Here is a 26787-nt window from a genome sequence, read left to right on the forward strand (position 1 = left end):
CTGCGGTGTAATTTATGCGAATTTTAGTGATTGAAGATGATCCCTTAATCGGTAATGGGTTAAATATTGGCTTAACCAAATCAGGCTTTTTGGTGGATTGGTTTACTGACGGCAAAACAGGTTTTGAGGCGATTAAATCTGCGGATTATGACGCCGTCGTGTTAGATTTAACCTTGCCCAAAATGGATGGATTGGCTATTTTGCAACAATGGCGAGCGGATAATCAAGATGTGCCGATTTTGATTTTAACCGCTCGTGATACCTTAGATGAACGTATCCATGGCTTGCAACGTGGGGCGGATGATTATTTGTGTAAGCCCTTTGCTTTAGCCGAAGTGGTGGCACGTTTGCAGGCGTTAATTCGTCGCCGTCATGGGCAAACGAACCCGATTATTGAATACGGTGCTGTGAAATTTGATCCGAATAATCATAAAGTGTGGCTTGAAGATCAAGATATTTCGCTCACCACAAGAGAATATAAGTTACTTGAATTGTTTATGCTCAATCAAAAACGGGTGTTAAGTCGCACGTTTATCGAGGAAAAATTATACAGTTGGGAGGATGATGTGAGCAGTAATGCCCTTGAAGTTCACATGTATAATTTACGTAAAAAATTAGGCAAACAATTTATTCGTACCGTGCATGGCGTCGGTTACGCCTTAGGAAAACAGGATGAAATTACGGCAAAAGAATAGTTTACGCTTACGTTTAATTTCCATTTTGTCGTTAACTGCTCTAATTATATGGGGCATTTCAACGGCGATTGCGTGGTTTGAAGTGCGTAAGGAAGTGGATGAACTGTTTGATGCGCAACAGGTGTTATTAGCCAAACGATTAGCTACCTCGAATTTACATCAAATTCTGTTGGAACGCCAAAAACGTGGCGGATTTCGTCCGTTTCATAAACGGAAATCTCGTTATGATGATGACGCCTTAGCCTTTGCTGTATTTACACGTGACGGTCAATTATTATTGGGCGATGACGCAAAAGGGGAAAACTTTATTTTTGCTCCAACACGCGGATTTTCGGTGACCACTTTGGCGGGCGAAGATAAGGATAAATGGCGCATTTTTTGGTTGCCCTCCGAAGATCGTAGCTTAATTGTGGCCGTGGGGCAGCAGCTTAAATATCGGGGTAGCCTGATTAATGATATGGTATTTAAGCAAATGTGGGTGTGGATTGCGGGCTTGCCCTTACTTATTGGCTTGATGATTTTACTGATTGGGCGAGAATTAAAAGCCATTAATCAAGTGGGGCGGGAAATGCGGCGCCGTTCGCCAGATAATCATCAACATATTACCACAGAAAATCTACCGGATGAAATTTTGCCGTTAGTGCAAGGATTAAACGGATTTTTTGACCGCACTTCCAGCATGTTAGCCCGAGAGCGTCGCTTTACGTCCGACGCCGCGCATGAGTTACGCAGTCCGTTAGCGGGTTTACGGATTCAAGCGGAAATTGCGCAAATGGTCGGTGATGATGTAGCATTAAGAGAGGAAGCCTTAACAAATCTCACGCAAGGCATTGATCGTGCGACACAGGTGATTGAACAATTATTAACCCTTTCTCGCTTGGATAATCTGCAACAATTAGAGGAATTGGAAAACATTGATTGGCAAACGCTGATTAGCTCGGTGATCAGCGAGCTGTATTTTTCCGCCCAACGCAAACAGATTGAACTGCATTTTGACGTTAAGGCGACTCCCGAACCACGTCAAGGGCAAACCGTCCTGTTGTCTTTAATGTTGCGCAACGTTATGGATAACGCCATTAAATATTGCCCACCCCATAGCCAAGTTAAAGTACGGTTAGAAAAAACGGCGATTTATATTGAGGATAATGGTGGCGGGGTGAATCAAGCCGATTTAGATAAATTGGGTCAGCGTTTTTATCGTCCCGCCGGGCAAAATGAAAAGGGCAGTGGGTTAGGTTTATCCATTGTGAAACGCATTGCGGAATTACATCATATTCAAGTGCGGTTAGAAAATAGGCAGAATAATCAGCAAAATATCGGCTTGCGGGTGATTTTTCAGCTGTAATTTTTACTTACTCACTCCACTTTATGCGATTTTTTGCCTTGTTTTCCCTCATAATGGAGTGAGAGATAGTGTGAGTTGTCTATAAAATAGACTAAAATGCAAGAAAAATGTGATCTTCATCACATTTTTTTGGAAAATTTGTTTTTTATGGTTGACCTTGATTTTATTCTTTGGCAATATGACTAGGCTTTAAAAAAGCGAGGTTTGACCGCATTCTTTTTGAAAAGTTCAAATCTTAATTGTATATAACAATAATCCTGATACAAGAAGGAATCTATTATGAAAAAAACATTAGTAGCATTAGCAGTGGCTGCCACAGCCGCAACAGCAGTAAGCACAGCAAACGCCGCAACAGTTTACGAACAAGATGGCACAAAAGTTGAATTAAGCGGTTCATTCCGTATGGCATTAGGTCGTTTTGGAAATGATCAACGTACTGATTTACAAAATGATGGCTCTCGTGTACTTGTCGATGTCAAACAAGATTTAGGTAATGGTTTCGGCGCATTTGCGGGTTATCAATTACGTTTTAACGATGGTGCGGATGAGAAGAGCTCATTTAACAATCCAACTACCAATAAATTATTCGGTGGTTTTGAACACCAAGATATCGGTGCATTAAGTTTTGGTCGTCAAGCAACCAATGCAGATGATGTGATTGGTGATAACGGTTATACTTTCAGTGGTGCATTAATTCCGTTAACAACTGATGCAGACAAATCTGTTAAATTCCGTTCAGCAGAGTGGAGTGGTTTCAGCTTTGGTTTAGATTATTTATTTGGTAATAGTAGTAAAACTCGTACTAGCACTGGTTCAACAGACGATAGTTTGAAAAATGGTTACGCAGCAACCTTATTCTATAACCTAGAATTAGGTGAAAGTCAGGCATTAGATTTTGCTGCTGTTTATAGTCAAGACAACTATGATAATGGTACAACAAGAGATACTGTGGCGAAAAACCGTCAATGGTTAGTTCACGCTGGTTATACCTTGGGTGACTTTAACCTTGGTTTAAACTACGGTCAAGCCAACCATAAAGTTAAATCTCAAAATTCAAATGATAAGAGCAACTATGCTTTAGTTCAAGCAAGCTATCAAGTGACAGAACCATCTCGTGTTTATGTACAATGGGAACGTGCTGAAAATAAAGCGGTTGATATCACCAATAAATACTTAGCTGGTGTAGATTATCAATTACACAAAAACGTGGTAACTTTTGTTGAATATGCACATTTCCGCACTAAAACATATGAAGCTACTGGTCCAGCTTACTCAAAAGACAACAAATATGTTGTTGGTTTACGTGTATTCTTCTAATCACTAGATTAGCATAAGATAAGAAAACCCGAGCTTGGCTCGGGTTTTTTTGTTATAGCTAGCAAAGTCTAGCTATAAAAACCATACGCTATGCGTATGGAATTAAAGAGCTTAAGCGGTGAAAAGAAAAATCCTCGCTATATAATGAATAAGGCTGACAACCAAAATTCAAAATATAGGAGGATAAGTCAATGGCAAATAAAAGCAATGACGACTCAAGTTTATCACACACAAAGTGGAACTGTAGGTATTATGTAGTCTTTATTCCCAAATACAGAAGAAAGGCAATTTATGGGAAATTAAGAGTGGATATAGGTGGCATCTTAAGACAATTATGTAACTACAAAAATGTACAAATCATAGAAGCTCATGCAATGAAAGATCATATTCACATGCAGTTGAAGATACCGCCGAAATTGGCAGTATCAAGTTTTATGGGATATTTAAAGGGAAAATCTTCTCTGATGATATTTGAAAGGCATGGGAATCTAAAATATAAGTATGGAAACCGAAACTTTTGGGTGAAAGGTTATTATGTAAGTACAGTAGGCTTAATACGAAAGCAGTCGAGGAATATATCAGGAATCAAGAGAAAGAATATATGGACCTAAGCCATAGAGTTATTGTGCGGTTGTCAGAATTCACATGCCCCTTGAGGGGCATGTGAAGTAATAGGCCCTTATAGGGTAGCCGAAAAACCGCACGTTTTACGTGCGGATTGTTATTATAATTATTGTTTACAAAAGAATTTACAGTCGTATGCTTTGCTTGCTTGCTTGCTTGCTTGCTTGCTTGCTTGCTTGCTTGCTTGCTTGCTTGCTTGCTTGCTTGCTTGCTTGCTTGCTTACGAGTATAATGATCGGATATGTTATAATTTTGTGGGAATGAGAGAATGAGTAATGAGGTTACATTAAATAACAGCAACGATGAAATTGATTTAGTAGAACTGTTTAAAGCCTTATGGGATAAGAAAGTTTGGATTATTTTATCTACTTTTGTTTTTGCGTTAGTTGCGGGAATTTATGCGTTTACTGCCAAAGAGCAATGGACATCAAAAGCGGAGATTATTCCGCCTACAACGGTTGATTTAGGTGAATATTTAACGGTCAGAAAAGAATATTCTCGAATTATTGGTGTGGATTTTGATGAAAGTGCATTGGGCAGTGCATTATATTCAAATTTTAACCAACTTATTTACTCTCTTGATGAAAGAGTGGATTTCTTAAAAAATTCCGAATTATTTAAGGAATTGTCTAAAGATCAAAGTGAAGAACAAAAAGTCAGAACATTGAATATGTTAGCGGCAGAAAACATTATATTGACGAAGCCTGATCCAAAGAAAAATCCTGATGCCATTGGCAATAAAATTAGTCTTTTCGCAGAAAAACCCGCTTTAGCACAAGCCACGCTCGCAAAACTGATTGATATGATCAACCAAAAAGCATTACAGTTGGACTTTGATAACTTTAAGGTGTGGGTTAATGAGAAAATCACAGATTTAAATTTTGAGAAAGAAAAAATTGAATGGGATTTGAAAATTCAAGAAAAAGTACAATTAGAACAATTGGATAAAGCCTATGATACGGCGGGACGTGCAGGCATCAAAGACTATTCAACATTAGGTCGAGACAATGTGCAAAATATCGTGGTAAACGATGCCAAAGTGCCATATCAGTTTATGCTTGGTGAAAAATATCTAAAAGCTCAAATTGATGTCGCCCATGAAAAAGGCATTATCTTTCCAGCTCGCTATTATCAGATCCAAAAACAATTAGAGCAACTTGCTCCATTAGCAGAAAAATTAAAGACGGTGAAAGCTAATGCGTTTAGTTATTTGAGTTCACCTGATTATCCTGTGACGAAGGATAAGCCGAAGAGAGTGTTGATTTTGGTGATAGGGGCGTTGTTAGGATTTATTTTATCCTGTTTGGTTGTGTTGGTTAGGAATGCTTTTGTTAAGTAGATTTTCGTTAAATCAATGATAAATAATTTATTTAAACATACTCTTGTTAAAAACCTCATCGCACTAGCATTGGTACAAGTTGCTAACTACCTTGTGCCATTGTTGGCTTGGCCTTTGCTTGCTAAAGGATTGGGGTTAGAGCAATTCGGTAGTTTAATGGTGTTGTTTTCTATCTGTACACTTGCTTATATTCTCACTGATTTTGGTTTTAATTTATCGGCAACGCATAATGTGGTGCAATATAGGGAAGATAGAAACTATATTAAACAGTATATTGCTAATGTGTTTACATTAAAATTGGTTTTTGCGGTGTTCGCAAGTGTAGTGGCAGTAATTTATATTATATTTAATTTACTTACACCAACTTCAGCTTTAAATACGATGAGCATTGTGTGGATTATCGCAATTATTTTTGCCCAGTCTTTGCACTGTATATGGTTTTTTCAAGGTATTGAAAAGATGAAGTACATTACCATTGCAAATATGGTTGCTAAGGTTGGCTATGTTGCTATGTTGGCGTTACTTTTTTTATTTTATAAAAGTATTAATCTTGCCCTGTTTTGCTTTTTCATTAGCCAACTTATAGTGAGTATTATCTATTTAGTTTGCATTTATAAAGAGAATTATCAAATTGGGATACCAAATTTAAAAGGAATGTGGCAAGAGCTGAAATATAGCTTTTCGTTCTTTCTTTCACGTCTGGCAGTATCAGTTTATACCGCAGCTAACGTATTGATATTAGGGTCTTTTCAAGGCAGTGGTGTCGCAGGTTTATATGGTTCTGCGGAAAAATTATATGGTGCAGGAACAAATGTGTCAGGAATAGTTTCGCAAGTTTTGTTTCCATATTTAACCCGCACAGGTAATTTAAAACTATTGTTAAAATTAGTGTTAACCTTGATTATTCCCGTAGTAGTTGGTTGCTATATGGTTGGTATATTTGCTGATGATTTAATGGTTCTGATTTTTGGTGAAGATTTCAGGCTGGCAAGCGAGTATTTCAAATTATTTTTGGTTTTACTGTGTATTTCGTTTTTTTCCGTGATTATTGGCTATCCTGGTTTTTCGGCAGTTAAGAAAGTTCATTTTGCTAATTATACTGTGATGTTTGGTGCGGTAGTGCACTTAACAGGTTTATTTATGCTGTACCTAAATAATGCGATTACCGCAAAGAATGTATTGCTGATGAATATTTGTACGGAAAGTGTCGTGTTACTTTTAAGATGCGGGGGGGTATTTTATGTAAGTAATAAAAATATGCAGGTGCAATAATTATGATACAGTGAGATGGTTCATCTGTATCATTGGGGTTAAGTTAAAACTTAATGACTTGGTATGAAATTACTAAATTGATAGTGATAGGTTATTGTATGAAACAATATATTATAGGGTACACAACAGGAGTTTTTGACTTATTCCATATCGGGCATTTAACATTGTTAAAAAATGCCAAAGCTCTTTGTGATAAATTGGTTGTCGGTGTTACTGTTGATGAGTTAGTACTCTATAAAGGAAAGCGTTCGATTATTCCCTTTCAAGAGCGTATAGAGATAGTTAGGAATATTAAACATGTAGATGCTGCTGTGCCACAATACGATATGGACAAAGTTACGGCGTGTAAAAAATTAGGGGCAAGTATTCTTTTTGTTGGGGATGACTGGTATGCAACTGATAAGTGGAAAGATTATGAAACAGAGTTAAACGAGGCTGGAATTCAAGTCGTTTATTTCCCTTATACTAAAGGAATATCATCGACTAAAATTAGCAATGTATTAACTTGGGCAAGAGATAATAACGACGAGGAGTAAACAACATATGCAACATACTGTAGATAAAAATTTTTGTATGAGTTCATTTTTAACTTTTAGATATATTGAACGTGATGATATGGATTTTTTTGACCATGTTTATCATAAGGTAGATAAATCACATCCTGAAAGTTATACGGAAATAGAAACTATTCATGATATGGACAGACATATTAAGGCAAAATTCCAAAGTTTTAATAATGAAAAACTTGGTATTCTTCTATCCGGAGGAATGGACTCAGGCTGTTTGGCTTATTATATGCCAAAAGGCTCTAATGCTTATACATTCAGATTTTTGGGTGGCGAGTTTCAAAAAGACGAACTTAAGCGTGCTGAAAATATCGCTAAGCGGCAGGAGCTTAATTTACATTATATAGATATTGATTGGTCTATTATGGAACATCTGCCTATTTTAATGAAGAGAAAAGGTGCCCCAGTTCATTCAATTGAGCCACAAATATACGTTGCAGCTCTAAAAGCTAAAGCAGATGGGGTAGAAAGAATGATTTTTGGTGACGCTGCAGATCCTATATTTGGTGGCATGGATCAACTTATTTCTAAAGATTGGAAATTTGATGATTTTGTTGAAAGATATACCTTTTTAGATCCTAAGTTGATACTTAAAGACCCTGTCGATGTGAATTATCTTTTTGAGCGTTACCGAGTATTGCCGCAGCAAAGTAAAAGAGGAGAAGAGATCGATTTTCTGCGTTTTATGGATGAAGTATACGGAGTCGAAAGTGAAGACTCTTATGTTAATGCTTTTGAGGTTGCAGGCATTAAGTATTGTGATCCTTATTGTGGAATGAAAATAAAGGGAGGTATAGATTTAGAGAGAAATAGGAATGGGCAGCCCAAATATTTCGTGAGAGAACTATTTAAATATTGTTATCATGATATTCCTGTACCTAATAAAAATCCAATGCCTAGACCTGTAGATGTTTATTTTAAAGATTGGAAAGGGCCTATAAGAGAAGAATTTAGGGCTGATATTCCTTTAAATCAATTACATGGAAATCAAAAATACCAACTTTATGTATTAGAAAGATTTCTGGATGAATTTCAGCATTTGGAAAAAATTATTAAATAAAAAGGTCTTAGATTAAAACATAAAGTTGATATTGTAGAGTATTATTAACAATAAAATCTAAGATGAAAGTATAGTTTAAATCTTATATTTAACTATGCATAGTATCTCTTAACTAATTTCTGAAGTGGGTATATAGGTTAAAGATACTATGCTAATTTGGGTGGCTACAATGCTTTTAAAATTAATTAAAGCTTTATTCGTGATTTTTATAGGATATCCATTATATTTCGTTTCCTTTTTTACACGACGAAATTCCAATATATGGGTGTTTGGTAGTTTTGGGGTGTTTAACGATAATAGTCGATATCTTTATGAATATGTAATTAATGAAGATAAAAAAGTTAGAGCCATATGGATATCTAAAAATAAAGATTCCGTTAAAGAAGCCAGAAAATTTGGTGAAGCTTATGACACTTATAGTTTAAAGGGGGTATATTATTCTTTAATTGCAAAAGTTTATATATTTTCAGCATATATATCAGAGATTAATTTTTTTACCTCAGCTAATGTGATAAAAGTCAATTTATGGCATGGCATCCCATTAAAGAAAATTGAGTTTGATATTACAACACAACCATTAGTAAATCTATTTCGTGATGCTAGCTTACTTAGAAAAATAGTAGCCCCAGCGACTCAAGTAAAATATGATTTGTTGTTATCGCCAGCACAATATGTTTCTGATTATGCTTTTAAGTCAGCTTTTAGAATTAGTGATAATAATATAGTTATAGCACAATGCCCAAGAGTTACACATTTACAAAAGTGTGAACCATTGGATGAATACGGTATATATAATAAGGTATTTTTGTATGCCCCTACTTGGCGTGATGATGGAAGGGATTTTTTTAAACAGTCTAAATTAGATTTTCAAGAATTGAATAACTTAATGCTGAAAATGAATTCTATTTTTTTAGTGAAATTACATTCAGCAACTAAGATTACGCTAGATGTTTCGAAATTTAGTAATATAAAACTTGTTAATAATATGCTTGATCCTATTAGACTAATGAAAACGGCAGATTGTTTAATTACAGATTATTCATCAATCTATTTGGATTATTTGGTGTTAAACAGACCCATTATTCATTTTTGCTTTGATCTAGATGATTATTCTAGAAATAGGGAAATGTATTTTGACTATGAAAGTGCGGTTTGTGGTAGTGTGGTGAGAGATTTTGAAGAATTGATGCAAACTTTAAATCGTATAGAAAATATTCCTATGAATTGGGAAACGAGAACTAAATTTTTGAGTTCATCTAGTGATGCTAGTAATGGAAATCAAGTTATTGTTAATCGAATAAAATCTCTATTAGTTAAATAATATCTTTTAATACTTGAATTAAAAAGAGGTAATATTGATTTTTTATGAAAAAAATTATTTTTAGCCTAATAATGGCAACCTATGGCAGAAAAAATGAAATTTCTGAATTTCTAGATAGTTTATTGCTCCAAGAGTATGATATTTCAATGATAGAAATTATCATTGTTGATCAAAATGATAATATTGATTTAAGTGAAATAGTAGCTAATTATAGTGGTAAATTAAATATTAAACATATTATTTCTGATAAAAAGGGATTGTCCATTAATAGGAATATTGGTTTAGAGTATGCGACAGGAGAATATATTGCCTTTCCAGATGATGACTGTATTTATTATCCCGACACATTAAATAATGTTATTAAAGCATTTATAGAAAACCCTAATGTGCATTTGTTTTTGGGTAGAATTTATGATAAAGAAAGAAATAAAAATATTATTCGTAATTGGAAAGGTTTCAATTTTCCCATTAATAAATATAATTTTTTCCTTAACTGTTCTTCTATTACTATCTTCCACCGAAAAAATAAAATTAGATTTGATGAGATGTTGGGGGCTGGGAAAAAATTAGGCAGTTGTGAAGATGTGGATTATGTTTATAATATTTTAAATAATAAATTAAAGGTTGAATATAATCCTAATATTATTGTTTGGCATCCATCATCAGAAGAACAAGTTGTTAACTATAATAAAATTTACTCCTACGGTTTAGGTTTTGGTGGTTTTGTTGCTAAATATAAATCATTTTCTCTCTGGGTATTATTCATTAAAGTGATCGGATATCATTCTATTAAACTAATCTTTTCTTTGTTAAGATTTGATTTTAGTGATGTAAAGAAAAGTTGGATTTCAATAAAATCTAGAATGCTAGGGATTAGACTATATGAGCCTAAATAAATTGATAGTACCAAGTTGGCTATGTTCCATATTTACTATATTCTTACCACCAATTGATGATAGATTTCCTATTTATGTGTTTTTTTTCTCTATTTTTATATATTTATCTGGATTGAGTATTCTTAATAGAAGATTTATACCTAGAATAAGTTTTATTGTAGTAATTGTATTTTCTATATTTATAACATTAATTATAGTATCTCATCTGGTAAATATAGATGTATCATTTGGTAGCTATTTTGTTAAGTTTCTTGTGAATATTTTATTCCTATTCTCTTTTGTTTTATATTCATATAACAATAAAAAGATTATTGTTTCTAATGTAAAATGGCTAAGATTTACATTAGAATTAATTATTTTTTTAACTTTTTCTCAAATCCTACTAAATGTGCATTTGGGAAATATTTGGCTTATTCCTGTGATAGGTGTTCAAAACTCAATAGATGGCTATGAAATAATGAAGTATCCAATTTATTTTGGTTCATTAGATAAGAATACTTGGGCGACAAAATTTGTATTTATAGTCATTGTGTATCTGTCATTTATATATTTTAAAGTATTTTCAGTATCTAAAATTAAAAAATACTTAATGTTAGGAATGGCTACGTTTTGTGTTATATATATGTTGAGTAGAACAGCTCAACTTTCATTTATACTGTTTATATTTTTGTTTTATCTATGGAAAATACTATTTGTTCATAAAAACAAATTATTAAAGGTTGTAACTTTAACTGTATTGATTATTACTTCTGTGCTTGCTAGTTTTATTTTATTTGACAAATTATTTCATATCAAATTAGATTCTGCAGATGGATTAGCTGCAAGATTGTATTTGTGGAAAGCATTTTACTTGCATTTAGAACATATGTATATTGTGATTGGAAATGGGATATTTTCAAGTGGTTATATATTACCTTTGTATGAAAGGATGGATAATGCTTTACATTGGCATAATGCGTTTATGACAATGTTTGCAGATGTTGGATTTTTTGGACTAATTATTTTTATTTGGATTCTAAAATTTATATTTTGGCATGGGGATTTAAATAGAAAATATAGATTAATTTTTTTATGTTATTTTGTGCCATTATTTATTAGTTTAAATTCACAATATGCGGGGTATGATAATGATGTTGTTATTTATTCTTCTCTCGTCATATTTTTATATATATTTTTTATTTATGATAAAAAATTAAAATAAAGTTGTAGGAGGAATTTAATGTTGTCCATAATTATTCCAACATATAATGCAAGTAAACATTTATCTAAATTATTAGAAAGTTTAAAAAAACAAAGTTTTTCTGATTATGAATTAATTATTATTGACTCATCATCTCAAGATAAAACTATCGAAATAGCTAAACAATATGCTGATTTAGTGATTATTATTTCTTCATTAGAATTTGATCATGGAGGTACGAGGGCTAAAGCTGCTGAGCTTGCGACAGGAGATATTTTAATTTACTTAACGCAAGATGCTTTACCGTATGATGAGTTTTGTCTTGAAAATATTGTGAAAGTCTTTGAGGATAAAAGGGTTTCAGCTGCTTATGGTTGTCAGATTAGTTATCCTGAAACCAATTTATTTGGTAAACATTTAAGAGAATTTAACTATCCTGATGTTTCATCTATTAAAACTAAAGATGATATTGGAATTTATGGGATTAAAACTTGTCAGTTGTCAAATTCTTTTGCTGCATATAGAAAAGAGATATTAACTAAACTGGGTAACTTCAAAAATAATTTAATTCTTGGTGAAGATGTTTATATCGGTGCAAAAATGATTCTTTCAGGGTATTCATTAGCTTATGTTTCAACTGCTAAAGTTTATCATTCACACAGTTATACTATCTTACAGGATTTTAAACGTTATTTTGATATCGGTGTATTTCATTCTTGCGAACCTTGGATTTTGAAAAAATTTGGAAAAGCTACGGGGGAAGGTGGTCGATATGTGAAATCAGAACTTAATTATTTGAGGAAAAATAAAGCGTATCATCTTTTACCGAGTTGGTTTTTACGTAATGGAATGAAGTTTTTAGGTTATAAATTGGGAATAAATCATAAGTATTTACCTTTTTCAGTTATAAAACGTTTGAGTATGCACAATAGATGGTGGAGAAAGTAATATGAACAAAATCTTTTTTTCTAAAATCGTGGTAGCTCTCACAGATTTTGTATCTATTTTTGTTTCATTTTTATTATCGATAGAGATATTGTCTTTAATTACAGGAGAAATTTCTCGTTATATTCCAAATTGGCAGTTAGATGATCGTGTGCTTATTCATTTGGTGTTAAGTATTTTCGGTGTGGCGTGGTTTTGGATAAGACTAAGACATTATACTTACCGTAAACCATTTTGGTTTGAACTAAAAGAAGTGATTCGAACATTGCTTATTTTAGCCGTTTTTGAATTGGCAATTATTGCTTTTTCAAAATTACATTTTTCTCGTTATCTATGGGGATTAACTTGGACTATTGCTTTATTGATTGTACCTTTTTTCCGGGTAATGATAAAGCAATTTTTGATTTCGAAAGGTTATTTTGTAAGAGATACATTAATTATTGGTTCGGGGAATAATGCCATAGAAGCCTATAATGCCTTAAAGACCGAAAATTATTTAGGATTTAACATTAAAGGATTCATTTATACAGGACATAATGAAATTTCAACTTTACAAAATAAAACGCAATTATATTCAGAACATGATGTGTTATCTTTACCTGAATCACATAATATTCAGTATATCATTGCATTAGAAGATGATGAAAGTGAGTTACAAAGTACGTGGCTGAGAAAATTGTCGGTAAAAAATTGCCGTTTTGTGTCCGTTATTCCCACTTTACGAGGTCTCCCACTATATAGTACGGATATGTCATTTTTATTTAGTCATGATGTGATGTTATTGCGTATTAATAATAATTTAGCGAAACGGTCATCAAGATTCTTAAAAAGAACCATGGACATTATTTTCTCTACATTAATTATTATTGGCTTATCACCAATGCTTTTAACGTTATATTTTCTCATCAAAAAAGACGGTGGAAATGCGATTTATGGGCATGAACGAATTGGACGAAATGGGAAGGCGTTTAAATGCTTAAAATTTAGATCAATGGTTACTAATTCTAAAGAAGTATTGGAGAAACTACTAAAAAATGATCCTAATGCTCGTGCAGAATGGGAGAAAGATTTTAAACTTAAAAATGATCCGAGAATTACCAAGGTAGGGAAGTTCATCCGTAAAACGAGTTTGGATGAATTGCCACAATTGTTTAATGTCTTAAAAGGCGAAATGAGTTTAGTCGGTCCGCGTCCTGTTATTCAAGCAGAACTTGAGCGTTATAATGCTGATGTAAATTATTATCTTATGGCAAAACCTGGTATGACTGGACTTTGGCAGGTTAGTGGACGCAATGATGTAGATTACGATACTCGAGTATATTTTGATTCTTGGTATGTGAAAAACTGGTCATTATGGAATGACATTGCCATTTTATTTAAGACAGTGAATGTTGTGTTGAAAAGAGATGGGGCTTACTGAAATATCTAGGAGATTTGTATGAAGGATCTTATCCTTAAAAGTTATATGGATGATTTTAATAAAAAACATGATTTTTCTGAATTGAAAGAAGATGACTTATTTGAACGTTTTGTGAATTTCAATATCGTTTCTAAATTATATCCGAGAGATATAGATATTGAAGAACTGTCAGTCGGGGGAAAAAGTGATACTGGAATAGATGGAATAGCAATTATTGTTAATGGTTCTATTATAAAAGAGAAAGAGGAAATCGACTTTTTTATTAAGAGTAATGGTAGTATATATGTGAAATTTATCTTTATCCAAAGTAAGAATTCTAGTCATTTTGAATTAAGTAAGATTAATAAGTTTATACTTGGTGTTAGTAACTTTTTTGAATATAATTCCTTTTTACTTGAGAATGAAACGATAGTAAGATTAAGAGAAATTAAAAATAAAATATACGATAATTCTTTAAGTTTTCATATAAAACCAGAGTTAAAACTATATTTTGTTACTACTGGAAAATGGATTGGTGATAGTGATATTGTAAATGGTGCTGAATTTAATTTAAAAGATCTAAGGAATAAAAATATATTTGCTAATGAAGATATTATTGAGTATGTAGACTTGGAAAGGTTGAAAAAATATTATCAAGAAAATAACCGAAAAATAACTAAAGAATTACTATTCAATAATAGGGTGGCTCTGCCCGAGTTGTCTGCAGGGGTTAATCAGTCATTTATTGGAACTATATCGGCAAAGGATTACATTGAGTTAATATCCGATAGTGATGGCAATATCTCTAAAGGTTTATTTTTTGATAATGTGAGAGATTATCAAGGAAATAATAAAGTAAATCAAGAAATTTGTAATACTTTAATTGATCCAAATAATAGAATATTACTACCATTATTAAATAATGGCATTACCATTATAGCAAAAAAATTAGATATGGTAGGTCAAAAGGTAAAATTATCTGATTTCCAAATTGTTAATGGATGTCAGTCTAGCTATGTTCTATTTATGAATAGGGAGAAATTAGATGAAAATATATATATTGTTGTAAAAATAATTGAGACTTTAAATCAAGATGTTATTGATAATATTATTAGAGCTACTAATAGGCAGACAGAGGTTAAAGATGAAGCGTTTGAATCTTTAAAACCATTTCATAAGGAGTTGGTAGAATATTATAAGGCTATTAACGGAAAAGTTTCTTCTAAGATTTTTTATGAAAGAAGATCTAAGGAGTATTTGAATAATCCTGATATTTCACCTTATCAAGTTATAACATTGTCAGCTCAAATTAAGTCTTATGTAGCTATGGTCTTAGAACAACCACAAAGTACTCATAGATATTTTGGGGAATTATTAGAAAGTAATAGGGAAAAAATTTTCAATCTAGATAAAGGAATGCTTCCATTATACTATATTTCGGCGTTTTTACTAAATAGACTAGAGTTAATGTTTAGAAATAAAGATATTTATTTGAAATATAAGAATTATAAATTTCATATGATTTATTTAACTTATATTATTTTGAAAAATAGAAAATTACAAGAATTAAAAATGATAGAAATGATAGATAACTATCAATATATTAAAGATGTTTTTGTTTTAACCTGTAAGATAATTAAACAAACTAAGCTCGAGAAAAAGTTAAATATTGATAAACAGAACATTAGAAATAGAGATTTTTCGGTCTATTTGAAAAAAAATCTTGATTTGTTTAAGATAGATTAAGTTAAATACAAGGAAAGAAATGAAAATCCTACTCACAGGCGGTGCGGGCTTTATCGGCTCAGCAATGGTTCGCCATATAATAAACGACACCAACGACAGCGTAATTAACGTGGATAAACTCACTTACGCTGGTAATCTTAACTCAATCAAATCGGTAGCAAATAATCCACGCTACGCCTTTGAGCAAGTGGATATTTGCGATAAAGTCGCTCTTGAGCAAGTGTTTGCGAAATATCAACCCGCTGCCGTGATGCACTTAGCCGCAGAAAGCCACGTTGATCGCTCGATTGACGGACCAGCGGCTTTTATTGAAACCAACATTATTGGTACTTACACGCTTTTAGAAGTGGCTCGTCATTATTACAACGGCTTGAGTGGCGAGAAAAAAGCAGCGTTTCGTTTTCATCATATTTCAACCGATGAAGTGTTTGGTGATTTGCACGGCACAAGCGATTTGTTCACCGAAACCACGCCTTACGCCCCGAGCAGTCCTTATTCTGCGTCTAAAGCGTCGAGCGATCACTTGGTGCGTGCGTGGCATCGTACTTACGGCTTACCAGTGGTGCTAACGAACTGTTCTAACAACTACGGGCCTTTCCATTTCCCTGAGAAACTCATTCCCTTAGTCATTCTCAATGCCATTCACGGCAAGCCATTGCCGATTTATGGCAAGGGCGATCAAATTCGGGATTGGCTATTTGTGGAAGATCACGCCCGAGCCTTGCATTTGGTGTTGAGCCAAGGCGAAATTGGCGAAAGCTATAATATCGGTGGACACAACGAGAAAACGAATTTAAGCGTGGTGGAAACCATTTGCGATATTTTGGATAGCCTAAAAGGCAGCGAAAAACTCACTAAATTTGCACCGCACTTTTCTCAAATTAACTCATTCCGTGAGTTGATTACTTTTGTGCAAGATAGACCCGGACACGACAAACGTTACGCCATTGATGCCACTAAAATGCAGCAAAAACTCGGCTGGAAACCTGTTGAGACCTTTGAAACTGGCTTGCGTAAAACCGTGGAATGGTATTTGGATAATCAAGAGTGGTGGCAAGCGATTCAAGACGGCAGCTATAATCAGCGTATCGGGCTAGGGGGCTAATATGAAAGGTATTATTCTCGCTGGCGGTTCAGGCACTCGCCTTTACCCGATTACTCGTGGTGTATCGAAGCAACTGCTACCCGTGTATGACAAACCGATGATTTATTATCCGCTTTCGGTGCTGATGCTCGCGGGCATTCGGGAAATTTTGATTATTACCACGCCTGAAGATAACGACAGTTTTAAACGCTTATTGGGCGATGGTTCAGATTTTGGTCTTTCGCTAGAATACGCTGTGCAACCGAGTCCTGACGGCTTGGCTCAGGCGTTTTTGATTGGTGAAACGTTTATTGGTAACGACAGTGTTTGCTTGGTGTTAGGCGATAATATTTTCTATGGTCAGCATTTTACCGCCAGCCTACAAGAAGCGGCTCGCTTTGTGCAAAACAAAGGGGCAGCGGTGTTTGGCTATCAAGTCAAAGATCCTGAACGTTTTGGCGTGGTGGAATTTGACGACAATTTCAAGGCGTTATCCATTGAAGAAAAACCGCTTAAACCGAAATCCGATTGGGCAGTTACGGGGCTGTATTTTTACGATAATCGCGTGGTGGAATTTGCCAAACAGGTGAAACCGTCCGCTCGTGGTGAGCTGGAAATCACCACGCTCAACGAGATGTATCTCAACGATGGCACGCTCAATGTGCAACTGCTCGGGCGTGGTTTTGCTTGGCTTGACACTGGCACGCACGAAAGCCTGCACGATGCGGCGGCGTTCGTTCGCACTATTGAAAATATCCAAAATGTGCAAGTGGCGTGTTTGGAAGAAATTGCGTGGCGAAATGGTTGGCTGACAAGCGAACAGCTAGAAACCCTTGCTAAGCCGATGGCGAAAAATGGCTATGGGCAATATTTACTTCGCTTAGCGAAAGGGGGCGAGTAATGGCAAAATTTTTGATTACTGGCTCAAAAGGGCAAGTCGGCTTTCAACTACTTAAACAGCTCTCAGGTAAAGCGGATGTGTTGGCGTTAGATCGTGATGAGTTGGATATAACGGATAAAGATGCTGTATTGCATATCGTTGAGCAATGGCGACCTGATGTCATTATTAACGCCGCCGCTCATACTGCCGTGGATCGTGCTGAAAGTGAAGCTGAACTCGCCCATCAAATTAACAGTGTCGGTGCTGAAAATTTAGCAATCGCTGCCGCTCAAGTGGGTGCAGCCATTTTGCATATTTCTACCGATTATGTGTTTGACGGCACAAAATCTGAACCTTATCTTGAAAACGATCCCGTTTGCCCGCAAAGCGTGTATGGCAAAACCAAATTAGACGGCGAAGTTGCCGTAATAAACGCTAACCCACGCCATATTATTTTGCGTACCGCTTGGGTGTTTGGTGAACACGGCAATAATTTTGTCAAAACGATGTTACGCTTAGCACAAAGCCGTGATGAACTCGGCATTGTTGCCGATCAGTTCGGCTCACCGACCTACGCAGGCGACATTGCCAAAGCGTTAATCCATATTGCCTTTGCCATTCTTAACGGCTCAACCTCCTTTGGTATCTATCATTTCAGCGGTTCGCCTTATGTAAACTGGGCGGAATTTGCTGAAGCGATTTTTAGCCAAGCCGTTTTGCAAAATGTGCTAAAAAAAGCACCGCACATTAAACAAATTACGACTGCCGACTATCCGACCCCAGCCAAACGCCCTGCAAATTCACGCTTAGATTTAAGCAAAATCAAAGTAGAATTTGGCATTGAGACGAGTGATTGGCGAAAAGCGTTAGAGAATATTCAGGCGTATGTCGCATAAGGATAAAAAATGAAAATCATTGAAACCCAAATACCCGATGTTAAATTACTTGAGCCACAAGCTTTTGGCGATGAACGTGGCTTTTTTATGGAAACCTTTCGTGATGAATGGTTTAAACAAAATGTGGCGGATCGCACTTTTGTGCAAGAAAATCATTCCAAATCCGTCAAAGGCGTACTGCGTGGTTTGCATTATCAAACAGAAAATACACAAGGAAAATTAGTGCGAGTGGTGCAGGGCGAAGTGCTAGATGTCGCCGTGGATTTACGCAAAAGTTCGCCGACTTTTGGCAAATATGTCGCCGAAATTTTATCCGCTGAAAACAAACGCCAGCTCTGGATTCCAGAAGGCTTTGCGCACGGTTTTTATGTGTTAAGCGAAACTGCGGAATTTGTGTATAAATGCACCGATTACTACAATCCAAAAGCAGAACATTCACTCATTTGGAACGATGCAACGGTTGGCATTGACTGGCAGTTGCAAAGCGAACCGAGTTTGTCAGCGAAAGACTTAATGGGAAAAACATTGCACGAGACCGTATTATTTAATTGATAAGATTAGGGCAATATCGTCATGGGTATTGCCTATATTTTATAATATAGAAATAGGTTATTTCACTGTCTAGCAAATCACTTATAACTTCGTTGAATAAGGATTTAATGCTATAATCCCCCCAATTTCCAATCTATTTAGAGAATATCCATGAAACAACTTTTCGCTACCACTGCACGTGGCTTTGAAGAATTACTGAAAGTCGAACTCACCACATTAGGGGCGACGGAATGTCAGGTGGCACAAGGTGGTGTGCATTTTATGGCTGATGATGAAACACAATACAAGGCGTTATTGTGGTCACGTTTAGCCTCACGCATTTTATTGCCGATCACACAAAGCAAAATTTACAGTGATTTAGATCTCTATTCTACGATATTATCGCAAGACTGGTTGTCGTATTTTGATGAAAGATGTCGTTTTTTAGTGGATTTTAACGGCACAAACCAAGACATTCGCCACACTCAATTTGGTGCTATGCGTGTGAAAGATGGGCTCGTGGATTATTTTGAGCGACAAGGCAAAGCTCGTCCTGATGTGGATAAAGACAATCCAGATATTCGCATTCATGCTTATTTACATCGTGAAAATTTTATCCTTTCTCTGGATTTAAGTGGTGATGCCTTGCATTTACGTGGCTATCGTGAAGAAACAGGCATGGCACCTTTGCGTGAGACGTTGGCGGCGGCTATTGTGTTACGTTCTGGTTGGAAAGCGGGAACGCCCTTACTTGATCCGATGTGTGGTTCTGGCACCTTGTTAATTGAGGCAGCTCAAATGGAGGCGAAAATTGCACCTCAGTTACATCGTATGCACTGGGGATTTGATTTCTGGAAAGGGCATAATGTCGCTGCATGGGAAAAAGTAAAAGCAGAGGCCGTTGCATTGGCTGAAACGGAATGTAATAAAAATCCGCAACCGCATTTTTACGGCTTTGATTTGGATCATCGAGTATTACAAAAAGCCCAACACAATGCACAACAGGCGGGGGTGGCACATCTCATTCAATTCAAGCAATCAGATGTGGCAGCGTTAAAAAATCCCGTATCACAAGATGAAAAAGGTACGGTGATTTGTAATCCGCCTTATGGTGAACGTTTAGGTACGACGCCGGCGTTGATCGCTTTATATTCTGTATTAGGTCAGCGTTTGAAACAACAATTTGGTGGCTGGAATGCGTCTATTTTTAGTTCAGAACAAGGCCTGTTAGATTGTTTACGATTACGTTCACATCGCCAATTTAAGGCGAAAAATGGTCCACTAGATTGTGTGCAAAAAAACTATCAAATTTCTGACCGCAGTTTGAGCGAACAAGATCCACAAAGTGCGGTACAAAATCTTGAAGTTTCGGCAAATCAGCACGTCGCAGAAGATTTTGCCAATCGATTACAAAAAAATATCAAGAAAATTGAAAAATGGGCAACGCAGCAAGGTCTACAAGCCTATCGATTATATGATGCGGATTTGCCCGATTATAATTTAGCTGTGGATCGTTATGCGGATCATATTGTGGTGCAAGAATATGCGCCGCCGAAAAATATTGATGAAAATAAAGCACGCCAACGCTTATTGGACGCAGTGACGGCTACCCTTGCTGTGACAGGGATTGAAACCAATAAGCTGATTTTAAAAGTGCGTCAAAAACAAAAAGGCAAAAATCAATATGAGAAATTAGCCAACAAAGGCGAGTATTTTTATGTGGAAGAATACGGCGCAAAATTATGGGTCAATTTGACCGATTATTTGGATACGGGATTATTTTTGGATCACCGTTTAACCCGTAAGATGCTAGGTGAAATGGCGAAAGGCAACGATTTCTTGAATTTATTTGCTTATACCGGATCCGCAACTATTCATGCTGCCTTAGGCGGGGCGAAATCGACCACGACCGTTGATATGTCAAATACCTATTTAAACTGGGCGGAGCAGAACTTAATTTTAAATGGTTTAGAGGGTAAACAGCACCGTTTAATTCAAGCAGATTGTTTGCAATGGCTAGAAAAATGTGATCGTGAATTTGATTTGATTTTTGTGGATCCGCCGACGTTTTCAAATTCTAAACGCATGGAAGATAGCTGGGATGTGCAACGGGATCATATTAAATTAATGAAAAATCTGAAACGGATTTTACGCCCAAATGGCACCATTGTTTTTTCAAATAATAAACGGGGCTTTAAAATGGATTTTGAGGGTTTAGCTGAGCTTGGATTAAGTGCGGTGGAAATTTCGCAAAAAACCTTGCCATTGGATTTTGAGCGGAATAAGCAGATTCATAATTGTTGGATAGTGAGTTTTGTTGACTAGAAAGAATAAGCTAGCTGTTTTAAACAGAAAAATCCTCAAAAAATAACCGCACTTTGAGCACAAAGTGCGGTTAAAATTTCTTTCTTTTTTTACGCTTTATTCTTCATCGCTGGGAATAAAATCACATCACGAATTGACGCAGCGTTAGCAAATAACATCGCCAAACGGTCAATGCCTAATCCCTCACCTGCTGTTGGTGGTAAACCGTGTTCAAGGGCGACCACGAAGTCATCATCTTTAAACATGGCTTCATCATCACCCGCATCTTTCGCTGCAACTTGGGCATCAAAGCGTTCCGCTTGATCTTCCGCATCGTTAAGCTCTGAGAAACCGTTACCAATTTCACGACCGCCGATAAAGAGCTCAAAGCGATCGGTCACTTCAGGATTGTCATCATTACGGCGTGCCAATGGTGAGATTTCTGCTGGGTGAGCCATTAAGAATGTTGGCTGAATTAAGTGATGTTCTGCCACTTCTTCAAAAATCGCATTAACGATAGAACCTAAGCCCCAAGATTTTTGTACTTCAATACCCAGTTTTTTGGCAACAGCTTTAGCACGATCGAAATCATAAAGATCGTCTTTTACAATGTCTTTATCTGCGCCGTATTTAAGCACGGCATCGTGCATGGTAATACGCTCAAATGGCTTGCCAAAATCAAATTCGTATTCGCCGTAAGGCACAATCGTCGTACCCAGAATATCAAGGGCTAATTTGCGTAACAATGCTTCGGTGTTATCCATTAAATCGTGGTAATCCGCATAGGCTTGATAATATTCAATCATGGTAAATTCAGGGTTATGACGCACAGAAACGCCCTCATTACGGAAGTTACGGTTCAATTCAAACACCCGTTCAAAACCACCCACCACTAAACGTTTTAAATACAACTCAGGGGCAATACGCAAGTACATATCAATGTCTAAGGCATTGTGATGGGTTACAAATGGACGTGCTGCCGCACCGCCAGGGATCACTTGCAACATTGGGGTTTCCACTTCAATAAAGCCTTTACTCAGGAAAAATTCACGCATACCTGAAATGACTTTAGAACGAATAATAAACGTGCGGCGAGAATCTTCGTTCGCAATTAAATCTAAATAACGTTGACGATAGCGGATTTCTTGATCGCTCAAACCATGGAATTTATCGGGTAATGGACGTAATGCCTTGGTTAATAATTGCACTTCATGGGCTTTAACAGTTAATTCATTGGTTTTGGTTTTAAATAATGTCCCTTTTACACCGACAATATCGCCTAAATCCCAATGTCCTACATCCTCTTTGTAAACACCTTCGGGTAAATTATCACGTGCTACATAAAGCTGAATTTTGCCGCTCATATCTTGCAAGGTGATAAATGTTGCTTTGCCCATTGCACGGCGAGTCATAATACGACCTGCCACGGCAACTTGAATGTCTTCCGCTTTTAATGCTTCGCCATCTGTACTATCGTGTTTATCATGTAAATCTTGTGCTAACGCATCACGGCGGAATGTGTTAGGGAACGCATTGCCTTTTGCTCGTAATGCTTTTAATTTCTCACGACGGACTGCCATTTCACCATGAAAATCCAGTTCTGTTGTTTGTTGTTCTGACATATTGGTACCTTTCTAATAATTAAAATTTATAAGCCAGCCTTTAGGCTTGCTTCAATAAAACGATCTAAATCGCCGTCAAGCACCGCTTGGGTATTGCGATTTTCCACGCCTGTGCGTAAATCTTTAATCCGACTATCATCTAATACATAGGAACGAATCTGACTGCCCCAGCCAATGTCGGATTTGCTTTCTTCCAAGGCTTGTTTATCGGCATTTTTCTTCATCATTTCCATTTCATACAGCTTGGCTTTGAGCTGTTTCATACATTGATCTTTGTTTTTGTGCTGCGAACGGTCGTTTTGACATTGCACCACAATACCGCTTGGAATATGGGTAATTCGCACCGCACTTTCGGTTTTATTCACGTGCTGACCACCTGCTCCCGAGGCACGATACACATCAATGCGTAAATCCGCTGGATTGATGTCAATATCAATATCATCATCAATTTCAGGGTAGATAAACGCCGCCGCAAAAGAGGTATGACGGCGATTATTGCTATCAAACGGGCTTTTACGTACTAAACGGTGAATCCCTGTTTCGGTGCGAAGCCAACCAAAGGCATATTCACCTGATACTTTAATGGTTGCTGATTTCAGACCTGCCACATCACCATCGGACACTTCCATTAATTCGGTCTTAAAGCCTTTCGATTCCGCCCAACGTAAATACATGCGTAATAACATTTCTGTCCAGTCTTGTGCCTCGGTGCCGCCTGAACCTGCTTGTAAATCTACATAACAATCGCAACTGTCGTGTTGACCGCTGAACATACGTTGAAATTCTAATTTGGCTAACTGCTGTTCTAATTCATCAAGTTCTGCAACGGTTTCATTAAAGGTTTGTTCATCTTCGCCCTCAATCGCTAATTCAAGCAAACCGTCCACGTCTTCCAAACCTTGATCGAGTTTTTTTATCGTGTTTACGACTAATTCAAGGGCAGAGCGTTCTTTGCCTAAGGCTTGGGCTTTTTCGGGTTCATTCCAGACTTCAGGCTGTTCCAATTCGGCATTGACTTCTTCTAGCCGTTCGACTTTAACATCAAAGTCAAAGATACCCCCTCAGCACTTGAGTGCGTTCGGCGAGATCGGCGATTTTGTTTTTTACTGGGTTAATTTCAAACATAATAGGATTTCTTTCATATCGTAAACCTTGGATTATAGCCTATTTAGGGGCGATTGTGTAGTAGTTGAAACAGTCTGTTATCGGTTAAATAGTTAAATTCAATAGAAAGTTGTGATAAACTAGGCGACGAATTTTAATGATAACCATGGAAAGTCAAAAATGTACAAAATTTTCACCGCAGTTTTGCTCTCATCTGTCGCAGTATATGCAGCAGCCGATAATAACGCAATTATTGCCAAGTTGAACAAAATGGGCGTGCAACAAGTTGAAGTTAAAGATTCGCCGATTTCAGGCCTAAAAACCGTGAATACGGAAGAAGGTATTTTATACGTGAGTGAAGATGCCAATTATGTGTTACATGGTAAATTGTATGAACTCACCGATAAAGGCCCCGTAGACGTGTCAGCCAAAGCCTTAATGGGGACTTTAGAAAGTTATAAACAAGATATGATCATTTACCCCGCCAAAAATGAAAAACAAGTGGTGACGGTATTTATGGATATTAGTTGTTATTATTGCCATAAACTCCATGAACAAATTAAGGCTTACAATGAGTTAGGCATTACCATTCGTTATTTGGCGTTCCCCCGTCGTGGTGTGGCGTCAAACGATCAAGTGGCACAACAAATGGAGGCGATTTTCACCGCCAAAGATCGGGTTCAAGCATTAAATGATGCGGAACAAGGCAAGTTGCCAACGCAGTTGAAAACACCGAATATGGTGGCTAAACATTATAAATTGGGCGTGGCATTGGGCGTGCAAGGCACACCGGCGATTGTCACTGAAAATGGTGAAGTGATCGGTGGTTATTTAGAACCGAAAGCATTATTGGCTGAATTAACTAAATAAGCCATAACCTAGGGTGCAGCGCATGAATTCACCCTACAATGATTAATTAATAATAACAATATTCCCGTGAATAAAATCATTCAAAGAAGAGCAGTGCCAACAGGTTCGCCTGTTTGTGATAATCCCTTATTAGATCGTTTATATCGTTCCCGTCATATTCAAAACGCACAACAATTAGATCGCACGTTGCAATCAATGTTGTCGCCACATTTACTATCAGGCATGCAAACTGCGGTGCAATTATTGGCAGATTCTCGTGATAAAAAAATCGTCATTGTGGGGGATTTTGATGCGGACGGGGCGACCAGTACGGCCTTAGCGGTATTGGCTTTGCGTCAACTGGGTTTTACGGATGTCAACTATTTAATCCCCGATCGTTTTGAACAAGGCTACGGCTTAAGCGTGGCGGTGGCGGACATGGCATGCCAACAAGGTGTGGAGGTGTTGATCACGGTAGATAATGGTGTGGCCTCTTTAGAGGGCGTGGCCTATTTAAAACAACGTGGCGTGAGCGTGGTGATTACCGATCACCATTTGCCGGCGGAACAATTACCCGGTGCTGACGCTATTGTTAACCCAAATTTAGTGGGCTGCGATTTTCCCTCTAAGTCATTAGCGGGTGTGGGCGTGACCTTTTATGTGATGTTGGCGTTGCGTGCCAAATTACGTGAAATGGGCGTATTTGACAGTAAAACCCAACCGAATTTCACTGAATTATTGGATTTAGTCGCTTTAGGCACCATTGCGGACGTGGTGCCGTTAGATCAAAATAACCGCATTTTGGCTTATCAAGGCTTGTTGCGAATTCGGGCTGAACATTGCTGTTATGGCATTCGTGCTTTAGCGGAAGTGGCGAATAAAAATATTCATCAACTCACCGCCAGTGATTTAGGTTTTTCCATTGCGCCTCGTTTAAATGCAGCCGGGCGATTGGATAATATGTCCATTGGGGTGGAATTGCTGTTAAGTAACAACATGGAACAGGCGAGATCCTTGGCGTTGGAATTGGATGAATTAAACCAAACCCGCAAAGAAATCGAGCAAGGCATGAAATTAGAGGCGTTAGAAATTTGCCGAAAATTAACCGCACTTAACCGTGAAAAACAACTGCCTTTGGGCGTGGCACTGTATCAATCGGATTGGCACCAAGGCGTGTTAGGCATTGTTGCCTCACGTATTAAAGATCAATTTCATCGCCCCATTATTGCCTTTGCACAAGATGGTGATGACGTGTTAAAAGGTTCCGCCCGTTCGGTGGAGGGCTTGCATATGCGTGATTTATTAGAACGGGTTCATCAACGCCACCCAGAGATGATTTTAAAATTTGGCGGTCATGCCATGGCAGCAGGATTAAGTATTCGAGCAGAATTATTTGAGCAATTTCAACGCAGTTTTAATGAGGTGGTCACCGAATGGTTAGGGGATGAAGAATTGCAAGGTACCTTGTGGACGGATGGCGAATTGCCCCCCTCTTTGTTCAATTTGCAAACGGCCGAAATCCTCAAACAAGCCGGCCCTTGGGGACAGGCCTTTCCGGAGCCGGTGTTTGACGGCGAATTTAAAATTTTACAACAACGCTTAGTGGGCGAACGTCATTTAAAAATGTTGTTAGAACCGAAACAGGGCGGACAACTGATTGATGCCATTGCTTTTAATGTGGATACTCGTTATTATCCTGATCAGTCGATTAAATGCGCAAAATTAGTCTATAAATTGGATATTAATGAATTCCGAGGTAATCGGGATATTCAATTATTAGTGGATTATATTGAACCGATCATGTTAGTGTAA

22 protein-coding genes and 1 pseudogene are annotated in these 26787 nt (G+C 36.8%); 21 read left to right on the plus strand and 2 right to left on the minus strand.

The genetic code is table 11. The features are described from left to right. The first annotated feature begins 14 nt into the window (after positions 1-14). The 19 genes and pseudogenes from ACTG7L_RS01710 to rlmKL all read left to right on the plus strand — a co-directional run bounded on the left by ACTG7L_RS01710 (position 15) and on the right by rlmKL (position 21421). Positions 15-695 carry a response regulator gene (locus ACTG7L_RS01710; protein WP_439241079.1) on the plus strand — a complete coding sequence of 227 codons (681 nt, stop codon included), beginning with the start codon at positions 15-17 and terminating at the stop codon, positions 693-695. After that, positions 673-2040: a quorum sensing histidine kinase QseC gene (gene qseC / locus ACTG7L_RS01715; RefSeq protein ID WP_439287238.1), complete on the plus strand. Its 1368-nt coding sequence runs from the start codon at positions 673-675 to the stop codon at positions 2038-2040. The genes ACTG7L_RS01710 and qseC overlap by 23 nt, the downstream gene beginning before the upstream one ends. 279 nt (positions 2041-2319) lie before the next feature. After that, a complete protein-coding gene (locus ACTG7L_RS01720; protein ID WP_439287239.1) occupies positions 2320-3357 on the plus strand; it encodes a porin in 1038 nt (345 codons plus the stop codon). A 191-nt stretch (positions 3358-3548) separates the two neighbouring features. Further along, positions 3549-4024, plus strand: a pseudogene (gene tnpA, locus ACTG7L_RS01725) (IS200/IS605 family transposase). A gap of 225 nt (positions 4025-4249) precedes the next feature. Beyond that, complete coding sequence (locus tag ACTG7L_RS01730; RefSeq protein WP_439287240.1) at positions 4250-5320, plus strand: LPS O-antigen chain length determinant protein WzzB; 1071 nt, start codon at positions 4250-4252, stop codon at positions 5318-5320. Between the two features lie 15 nt (positions 5321-5335). Continuing rightward, positions 5336-6592 (plus strand): oligosaccharide flippase family protein, encoded by a 1257-nt coding sequence (locus tag ACTG7L_RS01735; protein ID WP_439287241.1) that lies wholly within the window; start codon positions 5336-5338, stop codon positions 6590-6592. Positions 6593-6690: 98 nt separating this feature from the next. Beyond that, on the plus strand, positions 6691-7128 hold the full coding sequence (locus ACTG7L_RS01740) for an adenylyltransferase/cytidyltransferase family protein (RefSeq protein ID WP_439287242.1): 438 nt from the start codon (positions 6691-6693) through the stop codon (positions 7126-7128). A gap of 7 nt (positions 7129-7135) precedes the next feature. After that, positions 7136-8218, plus strand: a complete 1083-nt coding sequence (locus tag ACTG7L_RS01745; protein WP_439287243.1) for an asparagine synthase-related protein — start codon at positions 7136-7138, stop codon at positions 8216-8218. 169 nt (positions 8219-8387) lie between these two features. Continuing rightward, positions 8388-9539: a CDP-glycerol glycerophosphotransferase family protein gene (locus ACTG7L_RS01750; RefSeq protein ID WP_439287244.1), complete on the plus strand. Its 1152-nt coding sequence runs from the start codon at positions 8388-8390 to the stop codon at positions 9537-9539. A 44-nt stretch (positions 9540-9583) separates the two neighbouring features. Further along, positions 9584-10435, plus strand: coding sequence for a glycosyltransferase family 2 protein (locus ACTG7L_RS01755; RefSeq protein ID WP_439287245.1), 852 nt, complete (start codon positions 9584-9586; stop codon positions 10433-10435). Beyond that, the gene (locus ACTG7L_RS01760) at positions 10422-11636 is read left to right on the plus strand and encodes an O-antigen ligase family protein (RefSeq protein WP_439287246.1); all 1215 of its coding nucleotides are present in this window, start codon (positions 10422-10424) and stop codon (positions 11634-11636) included. The genes ACTG7L_RS01755 and ACTG7L_RS01760 overlap by 14 nt, the downstream gene beginning before the upstream one ends. Positions 11637-11654: 18 nt before the next feature. Then, positions 11655-12563, plus strand: coding sequence for a glycosyltransferase family 2 protein (locus ACTG7L_RS01765; RefSeq protein WP_439287247.1), 909 nt, complete (start codon positions 11655-11657; stop codon positions 12561-12563). Between the two features lies 1 nt (position 12564). Next, on the plus strand, positions 12565-13980 hold the full coding sequence (gene wbaP / locus ACTG7L_RS01770) for an undecaprenyl-phosphate galactose phosphotransferase WbaP (RefSeq protein WP_439287248.1): 1416 nt from the start codon (positions 12565-12567) through the stop codon (positions 13978-13980). A gap of 18 nt (positions 13981-13998) precedes the next feature. Next, positions 13999-15705, plus strand: coding sequence for an AIPR family protein (locus tag ACTG7L_RS01775; RefSeq protein WP_439287249.1), 1707 nt, complete (start codon positions 13999-14001; stop codon positions 15703-15705). A 19-nt stretch (positions 15706-15724) separates the two neighbouring features. Beyond that, a complete protein-coding gene (gene rfbB / locus ACTG7L_RS01780; RefSeq protein ID WP_439287250.1) occupies positions 15725-16810 on the plus strand; it encodes a dTDP-glucose 4,6-dehydratase in 1086 nt (361 codons plus the stop codon). A 1-nt stretch (position 16811) separates the two neighbouring features. Beyond that, positions 16812-17690: a glucose-1-phosphate thymidylyltransferase RfbA gene (gene rfbA, locus ACTG7L_RS01785; RefSeq protein WP_439287251.1), complete on the plus strand. Its 879-nt coding sequence runs from the start codon at positions 16812-16814 to the stop codon at positions 17688-17690. Then, a complete protein-coding gene (gene rfbD, locus ACTG7L_RS01790; protein ID WP_439287252.1) occupies positions 17690-18565 on the plus strand; it encodes a dTDP-4-dehydrorhamnose reductase in 876 nt (291 codons plus the stop codon). The genes rfbA and rfbD overlap by 1 nt, the downstream gene beginning before the upstream one ends. Before the next feature lie 9 nt (positions 18566-18574). Continuing rightward, on the plus strand, positions 18575-19117 hold the full coding sequence (rfbC, locus tag ACTG7L_RS01795; RefSeq protein WP_439287253.1) for a dTDP-4-dehydrorhamnose 3,5-epimerase: 543 nt from the start codon (positions 18575-18577) through the stop codon (positions 19115-19117). Between the two features lie 150 nt (positions 19118-19267). Next, positions 19268-21421: a bifunctional 23S rRNA (guanine(2069)-N(7))-methyltransferase RlmK/23S rRNA (guanine(2445)-N(2))-methyltransferase RlmL gene (gene rlmKL / locus ACTG7L_RS01800; RefSeq protein ID WP_439287254.1), complete on the plus strand. Its 2154-nt coding sequence runs from the start codon at positions 19268-19270 to the stop codon at positions 21419-21421. An 89-nt stretch (positions 21422-21510) separates the two neighbouring features. Here rlmKL and lysS read toward each other — a convergent pair whose 3' ends face one another. Together lysS and prfB are read right to left on the minus strand one after the other, a co-directional pair. Continuing rightward, complete coding sequence (gene lysS, locus ACTG7L_RS01805; RefSeq protein ID WP_439287255.1) at positions 21511-23022, minus strand: lysine--tRNA ligase; 1512 nt, start codon at positions 23020-23022, stop codon at positions 21511-21513. Between the two features lie 26 nt (positions 23023-23048). After that, positions 23049-24147 (minus strand): peptide chain release factor 2 gene (prfB, locus tag ACTG7L_RS01810; protein WP_439287256.1). Its coding sequence is split into 2 segments (ribosomal slippage): positions 23049-24071 and positions 24073-24147, totalling 1098 coding nucleotides; the frame shifts between segments, so codons are not numbered across the junction. 159 nt (positions 24148-24306) lie between these two features. Between prfB and dsbC the strand changes: the two genes are divergently transcribed. Then, positions 24307-24996 (plus strand): bifunctional protein-disulfide isomerase/oxidoreductase DsbC, encoded by a 690-nt coding sequence (gene dsbC / locus ACTG7L_RS01815; protein ID WP_439287257.1) that lies wholly within the window; start codon positions 24307-24309, stop codon positions 24994-24996. Positions 24997-25062: 66 nt separating this feature from the next. After that, entirely contained in the window at positions 25063-26787 is a 1725-nt protein-coding gene (recJ, locus tag ACTG7L_RS01820) for a single-stranded-DNA-specific exonuclease RecJ (protein WP_439287258.1), read from the plus strand.

Source organism: Lonepinella sp. BR2357, assembly GCF_051851525.1.
GTDB lineage: Bacteria > Pseudomonadota > Gammaproteobacteria > Enterobacterales > Pasteurellaceae > Lonepinella.